We start from the raw sequence: 15,906 nt of genomic DNA, 5'->3' as shown, positions 1-15,906 counted from the left end.
GTAATAAAGAGAAATAATCTTATTTTTCTTCAATAACCTGACTTTGGATTAAGTATGCACAAAAATGATGATGAACTTTGGGAAACAGAAGACTTACCTGATGAGCATCCGGAAGATGAAGATGATGAAATTATTTGGGTTAGTAAAAGTGAAATTAAACGTGATGCTGAAGCCTTAAAAAAACTGGGTGTGGAACTCATTCAGTTAAGTAAAAATGCGTTAGAAAAAATTCCTTTAGATGAAGACCTGAAACGTAATATTGAGCTTGCTCAAAAAATCAAAAAAGAGGGCTATCGCCGTCAGATTCAATATATTGGTAAGCTCCTGCGTAGCCGTGATGTTGAGCCGATCAACCAGGCTCTGGATAAGTTAAAAAACAAACATAACCAACAAATTGCTCTGTTACATAAATTTGAGCAACTCAGAGATAGCTTGATTGAAAGTGGTGATTGTGAGCCAATTATGGAGCTCTATCCAAATGCTGATCGACAGCAATTGCGTTCTCTTGCCAGAGCTGCTAAAAAAGAGCAGGAAAGCAATAAACCACCAAAATCTTCACGTCAAATATTTCAATACCTAAAAGAATTGAGTGATGATGAATAAAGTTTCATAATAGAACACCAAAATTTACTTCTGCCAGCTTGACAAACAGCTGACAGAAAAAATACACTTTTGCCCGAATCGTCGCTTTTAAAACGACTTAATACAGATACAGAGGAAAATATAATGGGATTAAATAACGTTCCTGCCGGTAAAGAATTACCAGATGATATTTATGTGGTTATTGAGATTCCTGCTAATGCAGATCCAATCAAATATGAAGTTGATAAAGAATCAGGTGCGCTTTTTGTTGACCGCTTCATGTCAACAGCGATGTTCTATCCATGTAACTATGGTTACATCAATCATACTTTATCACTTGATGGTGACCCGGTTGACGTTTTAGTTCCAACTCCTTACCCACTACAACCTGGTTCAGTGATTCGCTGCCGTCCGGTTGGTGTATTAAAAATGACTGATGAGGCTGGTCAGGATGCTAAACTGGTTGCTGTTCCGCACACAAAATTAAGTAAAGAGTATGAGCACGTTAAAGATGTGCAGGACTTACCAGAGCTACTTAAAGCACAAATCCAGCATTTCTTTGAACACTATAAAGATTTAGAGAAAGGTAAATGGGTTAAAGTTGACGGTTGGGATAACGCCGCAGCTGCAAGAAAAGAGATCCTTGACTCTTTTGAGCGTGCTAAGAAAAAATAATTTTTCTGCCAGCTTTAAATAACATAATGCCCATCAAATGATGGGCATATTTTTTACGTGAAAAATGAATAAAAACTCGCTATCTTTTATCAGTCAAATTTACGCATCTGAGACTCTTTATAGATGCGACTAATAATCGCACTGACAATATCTTCATGACCGGTTAAACCGCCTTTACCCACACAAATCAGCCCGTCATAATCACCACCAATAACACAGCCTAGATCAGTCTGAGGGATAACATAATCAATAAGTTCAATCCCTTTAGCACCAAGTTGTCTGAGCACATTCACCATTGTATCTCCACCCGTCATATAGATACCGCGAATATCACTTCTGTCACGATCAAGCGTGGTTTTGACAATTTCACCTAAACCTATATTAATATGCGTTGCTGCTCTGCCTGGCTCCAGATTAAACATCTGCTCCTCTTTAGCCAGATCAAGCACTCGCCCGGTTAATGCTGTTTCAAAGATAAAAATAGCGTTTTTACGGGTAGAGACACAATCAATAGCCTGATTCACTGTTCTTTCAATCTCAACATCAGCCGCGTTTTCTCTGTCAATCAACAGCTCCGCATCCACCGGAATATGACATATCCGGTCATCTGTATCGATCAATTTTTGTAGCTGCTTTTTAGTCACTGGCGTAGCGCTACCTGCCACCACAATCACAGAGCCTGACTGACTTTCACGTGGTAACTCTTCAATATTATTTTGATGATTAACTTTCGCCAGTCCCCTAACCACAGCAAGTCTTTCTGAGAATGGTCCCGGATCAACGGCTAAAATATTCCACTGCAGCTCAACTACTGCTCTGGCGATCGTCTCCACGTCATCAAGAGTAATAGAATCTGCAATAATCACTCTGGCACCTTTGGCTCTTTCTCTCTTAAACGCTTCACAGACTCCCTGAGGACCATGCAATATGTCAGATAAGCAAATATAACCAATTTGATGTTCTGTCTGCTCCCCAAGCAAAGTGGGAATATGCGACTCTTTAACCGGGGTTCGTACGTCTTTAGCCACATCAGTTTTTGACAGCGCAATACAATCAATTACTGAGTAGCCCCCGACTAAAATGCGGCGAGATTGAGGCATTGCCGGAACAACGACAGCAATAGTATCTGGTGATAACTCTTCAAGCATCGCATCAATTTCATAACCAATCCCACCACGCATCGTCGTGTCAGTACGTTTAGAAAATTGTGTTGCACCTTTTTGTTTAAGTGCCAGCATTGCTTCTTTAACTTTTTGCTTAGCTTGTTCTTTTGGGAGCGGTCTGCTATCACTGCTTAGTACCATCGCCTGATAATTCTTATCCACCTGAGAAAGTGACTGAGCATCAAAAAATGCCGCAGTTTCAACACCAGAGCGAGCGAGTAAAACACCGACTGTTGTTGCTCCAGTTAAATCGTCCGCCACGATACCAATTTTGTCCAGCGGACCATCTTCACCCACTAAATAGATATTGATCGGCTTTACATCTGAAACATAGATATCTTCTAAAATATATTGCGCAAGTGGCCCTGATTTACCAGTAGCATGGACATTAATGGTTGGAATACGGCGTTTAGGATAAATACCACAACGTAAAGTACCACCACATTCTATGACCACAATACCAATTTCATGTTCTGCCGGCTCACCATGTTTGAAAATATCGACCGGCTCCCAACCGGTTAGTTCGGCAATTCGGTCAACAATGGCTGGTTTAATACTACCAGTCATATAGGCAATCTTTTTATTCTTTTCTACTAACAATTTTAAAGGGCCACCCCAGCCAGCCTCACCCTTTTCGATACAAATATACTGCTTCATCTCTTCATCTCCAGACTGAATACAAAATCATGATCTGAACTGGCATGACACTATGCATGCCAGTGGTAGAGAAACACTATTAAAAATCAACTATCTTTGTTTCATTTTCCAGTACTGGGCAGCCACGACGGTCGATTCGATCATACTGACTGAACCCGCTAAGTTTTTACCGGCGATATCAAAAGCAGTACCATGATCAACAGAACTGCGCATAAATGGCAGACCAAACGTGATAGTAATTGAGCGCTCAAAATCCAGTGTTTTACAGGCAATATGCCCCTGATCATGGTAAAGAGAAAGAATGGCATCATAACGCCCCTGTAAACCTAAATGGAATACTGAGTCGGCCGGAATAGGCCCAATAGCATTAATACCAAGTGCCTGCGCAGCTTTGACTGCAGGAATAAGGTTATCCTGCTCTTCGTGACCAAATAAACCGTTATCTGAACCGTGTGGATTAAGGGCTGCAACTGCAATACGTGGCTTATCAAATTTCAGTTCAGTAAATTCATGGTGAATCTGTTTCACGCAATCAAGAACACGCTCTTTGTTTGCGTAGTCACAAGCATCTTTAAGTGCCATATGACGGCTGACAAAAAAGACGCGTAAATTACGGACATGGAACATTGTTAAACCGTAGTCAGAATGGGTTTCTTCCTGATAAATTTCGGTATGACCGGCCAGCTTACAACCAGCCAGTTTAATCGCTTCTTTATGAATTGGCGCAGTAGAGACCACATCGATTTCTTTATTTAGTCCCAGCTCAATTGATTTTCTGACATAGTCCAGTGACATCTGACCAGCCAGCTTTTGTACTTTACCCCACTCAATACTATCATAATCATAATCGCCCGTTTCCAGCACATCGATAGTACCAAATTTATATTCCCCTTCTGAAGGCTTACTGATTTTATTAATCTTGAAATCACAATTTTTGATCGCCATTGCCCTTTTAATGATTGGAATTGAACCAATTAAAAACGGTTTACATACATCATAGACCTCTTTTTGTTGCAACGTTGCAACAGTAATTTCTGGTCCAATACCAGCAGGATCACCTGTAGTAACGGCAACAATGGGTAATCTGATTTGTGACATAGTATTCTCCTTGGAACTATCTTTATTAAGACTATCTTGATCGAGGGATATTCAATAAAATTAACCAATTGATTTTATTGAATTTAAATAAAAAATATTACATTTGAATATATATTGAACTTTAGTTCAAATTGTTAATCACAATAGCATCAAATTTTTTGAATTTCTATACTTAAACAACCAATAAAATGATGCTGAATATTAAAAATGTGATCAGGTTCAAATTTAAACCAGATGAAAGAACAACAATAAAACAAATGTTTATTTCAGAAAGAGAAAAGCGAACAAAAGGCCATTTTCCAATAGATACAAAAAAGAAATATCTTTCTAATCACGGCATAAACCCAATAGAAAACGATTGAAATATAAAGCAAACCTTTACATTTAAAATAATTCTATGTCAGATACTCACTCTTCAGGCTGCATCTCTTAACAGCACATCTTTGAATAATTATAAAAAATACAAATTAATCAAATAGAAAAAGATTAAGCATCACTCACTACCAATGTAACAAACTGAACAAATGCATTTATTGAGATCAAATGCTTGATCGTAAAAATGAATCCTTATATACTTCAAAACAACAAAAGTTAATTAAATGAACATTTGAACAATTTACAACCTCTTAAGGAGAACAAATATGTTACCGATTGCTATTGGAGCTGATGATGCTGCGTTTGAGTTTAAAGATCAGATCACCAATTATTTAAAGTCTAAAGGCTTATCTGTTATCGACTACAGTGCTGATGTCCAGCCAGAAAATAAACTCTACCCGGATGTAGCACAGGCTGTGGCTATCGCAATAAAAGATGGCAAACATGAACGAGGTATCTTAATTTGTGGTACTGGCATCGGTGTCGCCATTTCGGCCAATAAAGTGTTCGGAATCAGAGCAGCACAGTGCCATGATACATTTTCAGCCGAACGTGCCCGAAAAAGTAACAATGCTCAGATAATGACAATGGGTGCAAGAGTCATTGGAATTGAGCTGGCAAAAAAAATTGTTCAGGTGTGGCTTGATTCAGAATATGAAGGCGGTGGTTCAGCACCAAAAGTTGAACGAATTAGCTATTATGAGCAACAAAATTATAAAAAATAGGTTATAGTAAACGAGTCTATTTTTTCTTAAAAATCAAACTTGAGGATAATGAAATGAGTCAGTTAGATGAGTTAAAAAAATACACTATTGTTGTCGCTGATACCGGAGATATTGATTCCATTAAACAATTCTCTCCTGAAGATGCAACAACCAATCCATCACTTGTTTTAAAAGCTGCACAATTACCACAATATAAGCATTTAATTGACTCTGCAATTGAAACAGCAAAACAACAAGGTGGTTCAAAAGAGACCCAGCTTCTTAACGCCAGCGATCAGGTTGCCGTCAATATCGGTGCTGAAATCTTAAAATATGTCCCGGGCCGTATTTCAACTGAAGTTGATGCTCGTTTATCTTTTGACCGTGGTATGTGTGTAGCTAAAGCGCGTAAACTCATCGCTCTGTATCAAGAAAAAGGGATCGATAAATCTCGTATCCTGATCAAAATTGCTGCCACCTGGGAAGGTATTAAAGCAGCAGAAGAACTTGAGAAAGAAAAAATCAACTGTAACCTGACTTTGTTATTCTCCTTTGCTCAGGCCAGAGCCTGTGCTGAGGCTGGTGTCTACCTTATTTCTCCGTTTGTTGGTCGTATCTACGACTGGTACAACACCAGACAACCAATCACTAACTATGTAGCTGCTGAAGATCCGGGTGTGGTATCTGTACGTAACATTTATAACTACTACAAACAACACCGTTATACTACTGTTGTAATGGGTGCAAGTTTCCGTAAGAAAGAGCAGATCTTAGCTTTAGCTGGTTGTGATCGTTTGACCATTTCGCCTAACCTGTTAAATGAACTGAAAGATTCAAAAGAGCCGGTAACTCGTGTACTTGAGCCTTCTAAAGAAGTATTAAATCGCCCAAGTCCAATTACTGAGTCAGAATTCCGCTGGCAGCATAATTCTGATGCAATGGCGGTTGAAAAACTGGCTGAAGGTATCCGTCAGTTTGCTGTCGATCAGAATAAACTGGAAGAGATGTTAGTTAAACTACTTTAATACTTTTCTCTGCTCAAAATAAAAGCCCTTAATCAGGGCTTTTTTTATATCTGTATTTTTAGTTGTTTTAACGCAGACGCTTAAACATCAAATCCCAGACACCATGTCCCAGATTGTGTCCACGGCGTTCAAACTTAGTCACTGGTCTTGAGTCAGGTCTTGGTACGTAATCTTGCGTTCTGGAAAGATTCTCATAGTCAGGCAGCTGACTCATGACAGCCAGCATATGCTGAGCATATTCTTCCCAGTCTGTTGCCATATGAAATACACCGCCAATTGCCAGCTTCTTACGCACCATTTCAGCAAATGGAGTCTGGACAATACGGCGTTTATTATGACGAGCCTTATGCCACGGATCAGGGAAGAACAGTTGTACCATGTGTAAGCTATTATCAGGAATCATCTGTTCGAACACTTCAACCGCGTCATGGCACATTACGCGCAGGTTAGTTAAACCAGCTTCTTCCAGCCCCATCAGGCATGCACCAACACCTGGCTGGTGAACTTCAATACCGATATAGTTTTGTTCAGGATTATTTTTAGCCATCTCAACTAAAGATGCTCCCATACCAAAACCAATTTCCAGCGTTACCGGAGCCTGACGCCCAAATAATTTTGTAAAATTGATAAGCTGACCTGTCTGATACTCAATACCAAACTTAGGCCAGAGATTTTCAATCGCCAGTGCCTGTCCTTTTGTTAAACGGCCTTGTCTTAGCACAAAGCTACGTATTGGACGACGTTTTTGTCCGTTTTCATCAACAACCGGAGTAATAATATTATTAATCATATATCTGTATAAATCATCGGGATTAAAAAATTGCCCGTAGTTTATAGTAACTTCTGCCTTGTCGCCAGAAAAACTGTGTGTAAAATACCCTTACACAACCAAATTAAAAATATTCAATAAAATCAAATAGTTATAAATTTGATTTTAAATTAACTTTACAAGTCTTATAAAATTATGTTTTATTCGTCGCCAATAACAGGCATTTAGTGGGTATCTTTGATGTATGAATTTAATCTGATTCTTTTGCTATTACAGCAAATGTGTATTTACCTGATGATTGCCTATCTGTTGAGTAAAACGCCACTGTTCACCCCACTTATGCAGGTGACAGTACATCTGCCTCATAAGCTCCTTTGTTATATTATTTTCTCTATGTTCTGTATTTTAGGAACATATCTTGGTTTACATATCGAAGATTCCATCGCTAATACCCGCGCAATTGGGGCGGTACTGGGTGGTCTGCTTGGTGGTCCAGTCGTTGGACTGTTGGTCGGACTGACAGGTGGTTTGCACCGCTATCAACTTGGTGGTATTACCGCAGAAAGCTGTGTACTCTCGACCATTTTTGCCGGCATTGTGGGTGGTCTGGTTCACTACTATTTACTGCGTAAGGGACGAGTTGATCGCCTGTATAATCCCCTCACTGTTGGTTTGATTACGATTGGAGTTGAAGCTTTTCAGATGGGACTGATTCTACTGATTGCTAAGCCTCATGCTGAAGCGCTAAATATCGTAAAAAGTATTGCAGCACCAATGATGATTGCTAATAGTGTAGGTGCTGCTATGTTTATGCGTATCTTACTCGACAGACGGGCGATGTTTGAAAAATATACCTCAGCCTTTTCTGCCCGAGCACTAAAAATTGCTGCCAGTACGGAAGGTATTTTGCGTAACGGCTTTAATCAGGAAAACAGTACCAAAGTTGCTCAGATTATCTATAAAGAGCTGGATATTGGGGCGGTAGCTATCACTGATCATGAAAAGTTACTGGCTTTTATTGGTATTGGTGATGATCACCATATTGTTGGCACACCAATAGCATCTATACACACCAAACAAGTGATTGAAAATAATGAAGTTAAATATATCAATGGCATTGATGAGCCGTATCAGTGCTCGTTACATAAATCTTGTCCGTTGGGATCGACTGTCGTTATTCCACTGATTGGGGATAATCATAAGGTTATTGGGACCATTAAATTATATGAAGCTAAAAATAAGTTATTTAGCTCAATTAACCGTACCCTTGGTGAAGGGATTGCCAGCCTATTATCCGCTCAGATTCTGGCTGGTCAAAATGAGCGGTATAAGCAACTGCTGTCTCAAACTGAGATCAAATTATTACACGCTCAAGTTAACCCTCACTTCCTGTTTAATGCACTCAACACTATTATGGCGGTGATTCGCCGTAATAACGAACAAGCTTGTGGCTTAGTACAAAATCTATCGACGTTCTTTAGAAAAAACCTGAAACGCCCGGAAGAAATCGTCACATTGCACGATGAGATTGAACACGTAAATGCTTACCTACAGATTGAGAAAGCCCGTTTTATGGAAAATCTGCAGGTTGAAATCAATGTGCCGCAGTCTCTGGACAATGCTCAGTTACCCGCTTTTTCCTTGCAACCTATTGTCGAAAACGCAATTAAACATGGTATTTCTAATTTGCTGGATGGCGGAACACTGACCATTAATGCCTATGAACAAGGTATGCACCTCATTTTAGAGGTACTCGATAATGCCGGTTTATATAAAGAAAAAGAGAAAAGCAGTACTGGTCTTGGGCTAAATCTGGTTGATAGACGTATTCAAATACGATATGGTCAAGACTATGGGATTAATATTCAGTGTGAGCCGGAGCATTACACTTTAGTTCGTATTATGCTACCACTTGTGAAGGAAATTGCCTGATGCTAAACGTGATTATTGTTGATGATGAGCCACTCGCACGCGAGAACTTAAGCTGCCTCCTGCAACAAGATAGTGCCATCACCATAGTCGCTGAGTGCAGCAATGCGATAGAAGGTATCAGTGCTATTCACCGCTTACATCCTGATGTGGTCTTTTTAGATATTCAGATGCCGCGCATCAATGGCATTGAGATGCTCAGCATGATCGATCCACAATACCTGCCACATATTGTGTTTGTGACAGCTTATGATGAATACGCGATTAAAGCTTTTGAAGAACAAGCATTTGATTATTTAATGAAACCGATCGATCCGCAGCGTTTAAATAAGACTTTACAGCGTCTGCATATTCACCACCCACCACAAGATATTCACCAGTTAGTACCGACTAATGAACCATTCAAATATATTCCCTGTATTGGTCACAGCCGTATCTATTTACTCAATGCTGATGAAGTTTACTATGTCAGTTCCAAAGTCAGTGGTATCTCCGTCTTTAATCAGACTAATACCGAGTACTTTTCTGAGCTGACTTTGCGCACACTGGAAGAGCGAACTTCGCTGATACGTTGCCACCGTCAATATCTGATCAATATTAAGCATCTCAAGGAAATTCGTTTCAATAAAGAAGGACAGACCGAGGTTATCTTAAGTAATGGTGTGGCAGTACCAGTCAGCCGCCGGTATCTCAAAGTACTTAAAGAACTTTTAGGGCTATGAAGCAAAACTGTTTCATAGCTTTCCCGATATAAATCCCCAATCTTTTTTATGTGATAAACCACTAACCTGACATTCCTGACCACTCAGCTTATCTATACAACCAGTAACCAAAATCCCGATATATTTGCGAGATCACTCCAGTTAGTATAACGCTGTCAGCAGAGTAATTCTAAGTTCCAAACGCGCTTTATGCGTTGAATAAACATATTTTCTCAACTGGGGAATAAAAACAATTATGAATAGTAAAAGCATTCTCAAACACGTTCCGTGGATAATCTTATCCATTGTTGGAGCCTGTTGTTTAGCTGTTATAGCACTGCGTCGTGGGGAGCATGTCAGTGCTCTTTGGATCATTGCTGCATCAGTTTCTGTCTATCTGGTTGCTTATCGTTACTATAGCCTTTATATCGCTAATAAAGTAATGAAGTTAGACCCGACCAGAGCCACTCCTGCCGTTATTAATAACGACGGGTTAAACTACGTTCCAACCAATAAAAACATTCTGTTTGGTCACCACTTTGCAGCGATTGCAGGTGCAGGTCCGTTAGTTGGACCGGTTCTTGCTGCTCAGGTAGGTTATTTACCGGGTGTGTTATGGCTACTTGCTGGTGTAGTACTGGCTGGTGCGGTACAAGACTTTATGGTGTTGTTCCTATCTTCACGTCGTAACGGTTCATCACTGGGTGAGATGATCAAGAAAGAGATGGGTATCGTACCAGGTACTATCGCTCTTTTTGGCTGCTTCCTGATTATGTTAATCATCTTAGCAGTACTTGCCTTAATCGTGGTGAAAGCGTTAGCAGAAAGTCCATGGGGTGTATTCACGGTCTGTTCTACAGTACCAATCGCATTGTTTATGGGGATATACATGCGATACATTCGTCCGGGGCGCGTTGCTGAAGTATCAGTCATTGGTATCGTATTACTTATCCTGTCTATCTGGTTTGGTGGTGTTATCGCTCACGACCCATACTGGGGACCTGCGCTAACCTTTAAAGATACAACCATTACTTATACTATTATCGGTTACTCAATTATCTCTGCAATGTTACCTGTATGGTTAATTCTTGCTCCGCGTGACTACTTAGCGACCTTCTTAAAAATCGGTGTTATCGTTGGTTTAGCGATCGGTATCGTGATTTTAAATCCTGATCTAAAAATGCCTGCAGTCACACAGTTTGTTGATGGTACTGGTCCGGTGTGGAAAGGTACACTATTCCCGTTCCTGTTTATTACTATCGCTTGTGGTGCGGTGTCTGGCTTCCATGCCTTGATTTCATCTGGTACGACACCAAAATTACTGGCTAACGAGACTGATGCTCGTTTCATCGGTTACGGGGCGATGTTGATGGAATCATTTGTAGCAGTTATGGCTTTAGTTGCTGCATCAATTATTGAGCCGGGCTTATACTTTGCAATGAACACACCTCCAGCTGCACTGGGTATTACCATGCCTGACCTGCATAATTTAGGTTCAGCGGCTGATGCTCCGGCAATTCTTGCAGCCTTAAATGAGGCGACAACACTAGCTGCGGCTAAAGTAAGTTCATGGGGCTTTGTGATTTCACCTGAAGAGATACTACAAACAGCCAAAGACATTGGTGAACCGTCAGTATTAAATCGTGCAGGTGGTGCTCCGACACTAGCGGTTGGTATCGCTCACGTATTCCATAAAATCATCCCTGCTGCTGATATGGGCTTCTGGTATCACTTTGGTATTCTGTTTGAAGCGCTATTTATCCTAACCGCTCTTGATGCAGGAACGCGTTCAGGACGCTTCATGCTTCAGGATCTACTTGGTAACTTTGTGCCATTCCTGAAGAAAACTGACTCAACAATTGCAGGCTTCATCGGTACTGTTGGTTGTGTTGGTTTATGGGGCTACCTGTTATACCAAGGCGTAGTTGATCCACTTGGTGGGGTGAAAAGCTTATGGCCTCTGTTTGGTATCTCAAACCAAATGCTTGCTGCTGTAGCTTTAGTCTTGGCAACTGTTGTTCTGATCAAAATGAAAAGAACAAAATATATTTGGGTAACAACTATCCCTGCTGTCTGGCTATTAATTTGTACAACGTGGGCACTGGGCTTGAAACTATTCAGTAACAACCCTCAACTGGAAGGTTTCTTCTTCATGGCTAACATGTACAAAGAGAAAGTCGCTGAGAATGCTGCAGATCTGACTGCTCAGCAAATTGGTAATATGCAACATATTGTTATCAATAACTACACCAATGCTGGCTTAAGTATTCTGTTCCTGGTTGTGGTATATAGTATCATCTTCTATGGTATCAGAACTGCGCTTAAAGCCAGAAAAATCCCTGAACGTACAGATCAGGAAACACCTTATATACCTGTACCGGAAGGTGGAGTAAAAACTGTTAGTCACTAAGACATAAACAGAAAATCAATAAAACCCTGCACCAGTCCGCTGGTGCAGGGTATTTTGGAGAGAAATACCATGTTTGGTAATTTAGGTAAAGCCGGCAAGTATTTAGGACAAGCTGCACGTATGTTAATTGGGATTCCTGATTATGATACTTATGTTGAGCACATCAAATTGAATCATCCGGATCAGCCTATTATGACCTATGAAGAATTCTTTCGTGAACGCCAACAATCCCGTTATGGTGGTGATGGCAAAGGCGGCTTTAAATGCTGCTAACACAATAGGAATAATCATATGAATCAACCTCTACCTGTTACCGTTTTAACCGGCTTTCTTGGAGCAGGAAAAACAACTTTACTCAGCCACATCCTGAATACTCAACACGGTTTTAAAATCGCCGTTATTGAGAATGAATTCAGTGACACATCAATTGACGATCAACTTCTTGCCGATAAAGCTACCACAATCACAACTCTCAGCAATGGCTGTATCTGTTGTAGCAGCGCTAATGAGCTGGCGGATGCTTTACAGGCTTTACTCACAGGTCTGGATAATCAGGAACTGGACTTTGATCGCTTAGTCATCGAATGTACCGGTATGGCCGATCCGGGACCGATCACTCAGACATTCTTTTCACACCCGGTCTTGTGTGAACGATTTTTACTTGATGGCATTATTACTTTAGTTGATGCCGTGCACGCTGAGCAACAACTGGACAAGTTTAATGTCGCACAAGCACAGATTGGCTATGCTGATCGTATTTTACTGACTAAAACAGACATTGCTCCACAGCATGAGCAACTCACCGAACGTCTGCAAAAAATTAATGCCAGAGCACCTATTTACAATGTGCTGCATGGCGATATCGATTTAAGCTTATTGTTTGATATTGAAGGTTTTATCCTTAACGATAAGCTAACTGTTTCAACACCAACTTTTAAATTTATTCCATCTGTACCAAGTGACGTGAGTTCTGTCGTTATTGAACTGGATAAACCAATTGAACTCTCTGCTGTATCAGATCTGATGGAAGGTTTACTACTTAAATACGCAGACCAGCTACTGCGCTATAAAGGACTGCTGGCTATCAAGGATGATAACAAACGCTTACTATTTCAGGGAGTGCAACGTTTATATAGCGCTGACTGGGATCGTCAATGGAAAGAAGATGAAGAGCGAAAGAGTATTCTGGTTTTCATTGGTGTGAATCTGCCGGAGCAAGAGATAAGAGAAAGTTTTGCAGGGCTTTTGCAATAGATAGGTTGCGCGACGCTGTCGCGCTTAGTAGATCTTAGAACGGTGAAGTAATTAGCCTGTGGGTGAGCTTAGCGGTACTATTCCGATGCGCTGAACATGCAAGCCATGTAACGCTTACTCCATAGCACCGCTAAGCTCAATCTGCATCCAATAAGGTTCACTGATAAAAGATTAAAAGATTGTAATTTATGATTTTAGTTTTAATAATAAATTCAATATTAAATAAAATAAGAAAATCTAGTTCAGATCTGATTTCATTTTGATGTGGTCTTGGCTATTTTGTGTTGAGATTAGTACCAATATTGAATTTGATGGAGAGCGTATTCCATAGGTCTTAGCGAGCCCTCGAGCGGGCGCCTATGGTGTACGGTAGGCCATCAAACCCACGGAATAAGCAGCCACACCTAAAAGGCACACGCATACAGGGCGTGCTCCCCGCCAAATCCCCCTGCCAATACCAACACAAGATTTTAGTCACACAACATAGCCACACTCTCAAAAATAAACACAAGATAAAACCGTAACCATTTGATTTTATTGCAAATTTAATTATTAAACTGCTTATTAATCAATTACTTATAGTAAAATATGGCCTATATCTTTCCTCCCCTCTTTTTATTAATCATGATTCTGCTGTCCTGATCTCTGAAGATTCCTTATAATATCGTCATTATCAATTACCTTACTGGCTCAACAATATGCAGCAAGACATTACGATTATAGGCGCAGGTGCTGCGGGACTTTTTTGTGCCGGTTTACTTGGGCAACAAGGATTTGACGTTAGCGTCATAGATAACGGCAAAAAACTGGGGCGCAAAATTTTAATGTCTGGTGGCGGACGCTGTAATTTTACCAATATGACCGTTGAAGCTAGTAATTATGTCTCGAGTAATCCTCATTTTTGTAAATCTGCACTTAGTCGCTTTACTCAGTGGGACTTTCTGGCCTTAGTGAATCAATATCAGATCGCTTATCATGAACGGGATCATGGCCAGCTATTTTGTGATAATTCCGCTCAGGACATCGTTAATTTATTACAAAGTGAGTGCCAAAAAGGCAATGTTAAATTTCAGTTACAGACAGAATTACAGCAAATTAATCAAAAAGATAATGGTTTTGAATTAATCACCTCACGGGGTACTTTTAATAGCCATAGAGTAATTATAGCAACTGGTGGACTCTCAATGCCGGCTCTGGGGATGACATCTATTGGCTATAAAACAGCAGAACAATTTAACTTACCAGTAGTCCCGGTCAGAGCAGGTTTAGTTCCACTTACGTTACATAAACCTTTACTGGATATTTTAAGCCCGTTATCGGGCACTGCTATTATGACTCAGGTCTCAACTGTTAGTGGAGTCACCTTTAAAGAGAATTTACTGTTTACCCACCGTGGATTATCCGGTCCGGTCATTTTACAAATATCGAATTACTGGCAAAGTGGTGAAGCCATTAGTATTAATCTGCTACCCAACACTCAGTTAGAACAATTTTTTGCCGACCAAAGAGAAAGTTCAGCAGGTCAAAGTCTTAAAAATATCTTGTCAAAACTACTCCCAAAACGTTTAGTGGAATGCTTAATTCAGCTGGAACATATTCCGGATATTCCACTAAAACAGCTGAACATTCCACAACAAAAAGCAGTAATTGAAACATTGACCAACTGGCAAATCACACCTAATGGGACAGAAGGTTACCGCACCGCAGAAGTAACACTTGGCGGAATTGACACCGATGTGTTATCGTCTAAAACGATGGAAGTAAAAAAGATTCCTGGTCTTTATTTTATTGGCGAAGTCATGGATGTATCTGGCTGGCTTGGTGGTTATAACTTCCAGTGGGCATGGAGTTCTGCCTGGGCATGTGCTGATGCCATTATTCAGTCAAAATAGTTTTTATTTATAAGGATATGATATGAAACGAGCGCTTTTAATTATTGATGTACAATATGCCTTATTTGATATTCCGCCAGAACCCGATCAGGCAACTGAAGTGATTAATCATCTTAATCAACTGAGTGAAAAAGCCAGACAACAACATGCACCGGTTATTTTTGTGCAGCATGAAGATGATGACTTTATCGCTTACCAGTCACAAAACTGGCAGTTAGATAAACGCCTTATTCAGCGTGATGGTGATTATTATATTCGCAAAACAACACCGGATTCATTCTACAAAACAAATCTCAATGAACTGCTGACTAAACTTGGAGTAACAGATCTGGTGATTGCTGGTTACGCCTCTGAATATTGTGTAGATACCACAGTGCGCAAAGCAGCAAGTTTAAAGTATAACGTCATCTTAGCCAGCGATGCACATACCACACACGACAAACCACATTTAACGGCTCAGCAAATCAGAAAGCATCATACTATGACCTTATCCACGATGATGAGTTTTGATGCAACCATTGAAGCTAAATTAACTAAAGATATTACGTTTGAGTAAACTGACAGATATCTTTAGAAAACTTGATTGAGTTACCTCAGATAGAACAAGTGGACTGTTATACGCTGAAAGTTCAGGCGTATAACTCCATTTCGTCTTGATACACACAACCACTC

The 15,906-nt window shown here is 40.2% G+C and carries 14 protein-coding genes; 11 read left to right on the top strand and 3 right to left on the bottom strand.

Annotated features, from left to right (window positions below; translation table 11 throughout):
• Positions 1-54 precede the first annotated feature (54 nt).
• A complete protein-coding gene (yjgA, locus tag IPMB12_RS07415) occupies positions 55-603 on the top strand; it encodes a ribosome biogenesis factor YjgA (RefSeq protein ID WP_166916429.1) in 549 nt (182 codons plus the stop codon).
• A gap of 123 nt (positions 604-726) precedes the next feature.
• Positions 727-1,257, top strand: coding sequence for an inorganic diphosphatase (ppa, locus tag IPMB12_RS07410; protein WP_166916427.1), 531 nt, complete (start codon positions 727-729; stop codon positions 1,255-1,257).
• A gap of 89 nt (positions 1,258-1,346) precedes the next feature.
• On the opposite strand, the gene IPMB12_RS07405 is transcribed toward ppa, so the two are convergent.
• Both IPMB12_RS07405 and pdxA read right to left on the bottom strand, forming a co-directional pair.
• The gene (locus IPMB12_RS07405) at positions 1,347-3,077 is read right to left on the bottom strand and encodes a four-carbon acid sugar kinase family protein (RefSeq protein ID WP_166916425.1); all 1,731 of its coding nucleotides are present in this window, start codon (positions 3,075-3,077) and stop codon (positions 1,347-1,349) included.
• Positions 3,078-3,167: 90 nt separating this feature from the next.
• Positions 3,168-4,175 carry a 4-hydroxythreonine-4-phosphate dehydrogenase PdxA gene (gene pdxA / locus IPMB12_RS07400; protein ID WP_166916423.1) on the bottom strand — a complete coding sequence of 336 codons (1,008 nt, stop codon included), beginning with the start codon at positions 4,173-4,175 and terminating at the stop codon, positions 3,168-3,170.
• 641 nt (positions 4,176-4,816) lie between these two features.
• Between pdxA and rpiB the strand changes: the two genes are divergently transcribed.
• A complete protein-coding gene (rpiB, locus tag IPMB12_RS07395; protein WP_166916421.1) occupies positions 4,817-5,275 on the top strand; it encodes a ribose 5-phosphate isomerase B in 459 nt (152 codons plus the stop codon).
• A 53-nt stretch (positions 5,276-5,328) separates the two neighbouring features.
• Positions 5,329-6,279, top strand: coding sequence for a transaldolase (gene tal / locus IPMB12_RS07390; protein WP_166916419.1), 951 nt, complete (start codon positions 5,329-5,331; stop codon positions 6,277-6,279).
• Between the two features lie 67 nt (positions 6,280-6,346).
• On the opposite strand, the gene trmB is transcribed toward tal, so the two are convergent.
• The gene (trmB, locus tag IPMB12_RS07385) at positions 6,347-7,069 is read right to left on the bottom strand and encodes a tRNA (guanosine(46)-N7)-methyltransferase TrmB (protein ID WP_166916417.1); all 723 of its coding nucleotides are present in this window, start codon (positions 7,067-7,069) and stop codon (positions 6,347-6,349) included.
• A 219-nt stretch (positions 7,070-7,288) separates the two neighbouring features.
• Between trmB and IPMB12_RS07380 the strand changes: the two genes are divergently transcribed.
• From IPMB12_RS07380 to IPMB12_RS07350, 7 genes are all read left to right on the top strand, one after another.
• Entirely contained in the window at positions 7,289-8,980 is a 1,692-nt protein-coding gene (locus IPMB12_RS07380; protein ID WP_166916415.1) for a sensor histidine kinase, read from the top strand.
• Positions 8,980-9,699: a two-component system response regulator BtsR gene (gene btsR, locus IPMB12_RS07375; RefSeq protein ID WP_166916413.1), complete on the top strand. Its 720-nt coding sequence runs from the start codon at positions 8,980-8,982 to the stop codon at positions 9,697-9,699. The genes IPMB12_RS07380 and btsR overlap by 1 nt, the downstream gene beginning before the upstream one ends.
• Before the next feature lie 235 nt (positions 9,700-9,934).
• Complete coding sequence (locus IPMB12_RS07370) at positions 9,935-12,088, top strand: carbon starvation CstA family protein (RefSeq protein ID WP_166916411.1); 2,154 nt, start codon at positions 9,935-9,937, stop codon at positions 12,086-12,088.
• A 69-nt stretch (positions 12,089-12,157) separates the two neighbouring features.
• Complete coding sequence (locus IPMB12_RS07365; protein ID WP_166916409.1) at positions 12,158-12,361, top strand: YbdD/YjiX family protein; 204 nt, start codon at positions 12,158-12,160, stop codon at positions 12,359-12,361.
• An 18-nt stretch (positions 12,362-12,379) separates the two neighbouring features.
• Positions 12,380-13,342, top strand: coding sequence for a GTPase (yjiA, locus tag IPMB12_RS07360; RefSeq protein ID WP_166916407.1), 963 nt, complete (start codon positions 12,380-12,382; stop codon positions 13,340-13,342).
• A gap of 698 nt (positions 13,343-14,040) precedes the next feature.
• The gene (locus tag IPMB12_RS07355; protein ID WP_166916405.1) at positions 14,041-15,234 is read left to right on the top strand and encodes a BaiN/RdsA family NAD(P)/FAD-dependent oxidoreductase; all 1,194 of its coding nucleotides are present in this window, start codon (positions 14,041-14,043) and stop codon (positions 15,232-15,234) included.
• A gap of 22 nt (positions 15,235-15,256) precedes the next feature.
• Positions 15,257-15,790 carry a cysteine hydrolase family protein gene (locus IPMB12_RS07350; protein ID WP_166916403.1) on the top strand — a complete coding sequence of 178 codons (534 nt, stop codon included), beginning with the start codon at positions 15,257-15,259 and terminating at the stop codon, positions 15,788-15,790.
• Positions 15,791-15,906 lie beyond the last annotated feature (116 nt).

The sequence above is a fragment of the Zophobihabitans entericus genome (genome assembly GCF_011745665.1).
In the GTDB taxonomy this organism is placed as follows: Bacteria; Pseudomonadota; Gammaproteobacteria; order Enterobacterales; family Orbaceae; genus Zophobihabitans; species Zophobihabitans entericus.
This window is presented reverse-complemented; position numbering and strand designations above follow the sequence as displayed.

What these genes read in the sequence shown, in the direction of transcription:
- yjgA (WP_166916429.1), top strand. Translation starts at nt 55, where the DNA reads ATGCACAAAAATGATGATGAACTTTGGGAAACAGAAGACTTACCTGAT.
- ppa (WP_166916427.1), top strand. Translation starts at nt 727, where the DNA reads ATGGGATTAAATAACGTTCCTGCCGGTAAAGAATTACCAGATGATATT.
- IPMB12_RS07405 (WP_166916425.1), bottom strand. Translation starts at nt 3,077, where the DNA reads ATGAAGCAGTATATTTGTATCGAAAAGGGTGAGGCTGGCTGGGGTGGC.
- pdxA (WP_166916423.1), bottom strand. Translation starts at nt 4,175, where the DNA reads ATGTCACAAATCAGATTACCCATTGTTGCCGTTACTACAGGTGATCCT.
- rpiB (WP_166916421.1), top strand. Translation starts at nt 4,817, where the DNA reads ATGTTACCGATTGCTATTGGAGCTGATGATGCTGCGTTTGAGTTTAAA.
- tal (WP_166916419.1), top strand. Translation starts at nt 5,329, where the DNA reads ATGAGTCAGTTAGATGAGTTAAAAAAATACACTATTGTTGTCGCTGAT.
- trmB (WP_166916417.1), bottom strand. Translation starts at nt 7,069, where the DNA reads ATGATTAATAATATTATTACTCCGGTTGTTGATGAAAACGGACAAAAA.
- IPMB12_RS07380 (WP_166916415.1), top strand. Translation starts at nt 7,289, where the DNA reads ATGTATGAATTTAATCTGATTCTTTTGCTATTACAGCAAATGTGTATT.
- btsR (WP_166916413.1), top strand. Translation starts at nt 8,980, where the DNA reads ATGCTAAACGTGATTATTGTTGATGATGAGCCACTCGCACGCGAGAAC.
- IPMB12_RS07370 (WP_166916411.1), top strand. Translation starts at nt 9,935, where the DNA reads ATGAATAGTAAAAGCATTCTCAAACACGTTCCGTGGATAATCTTATCC.
- IPMB12_RS07365 (WP_166916409.1), top strand. Translation starts at nt 12,158, where the DNA reads ATGTTTGGTAATTTAGGTAAAGCCGGCAAGTATTTAGGACAAGCTGCA.
- yjiA (WP_166916407.1), top strand. Translation starts at nt 12,380, where the DNA reads ATGAATCAACCTCTACCTGTTACCGTTTTAACCGGCTTTCTTGGAGCA.
- IPMB12_RS07355 (WP_166916405.1), top strand. Translation starts at nt 14,041, where the DNA reads ATGCAGCAAGACATTACGATTATAGGCGCAGGTGCTGCGGGACTTTTT.
- IPMB12_RS07350 (WP_166916403.1), top strand. Translation starts at nt 15,257, where the DNA reads ATGAAACGAGCGCTTTTAATTATTGATGTACAATATGCCTTATTTGAT.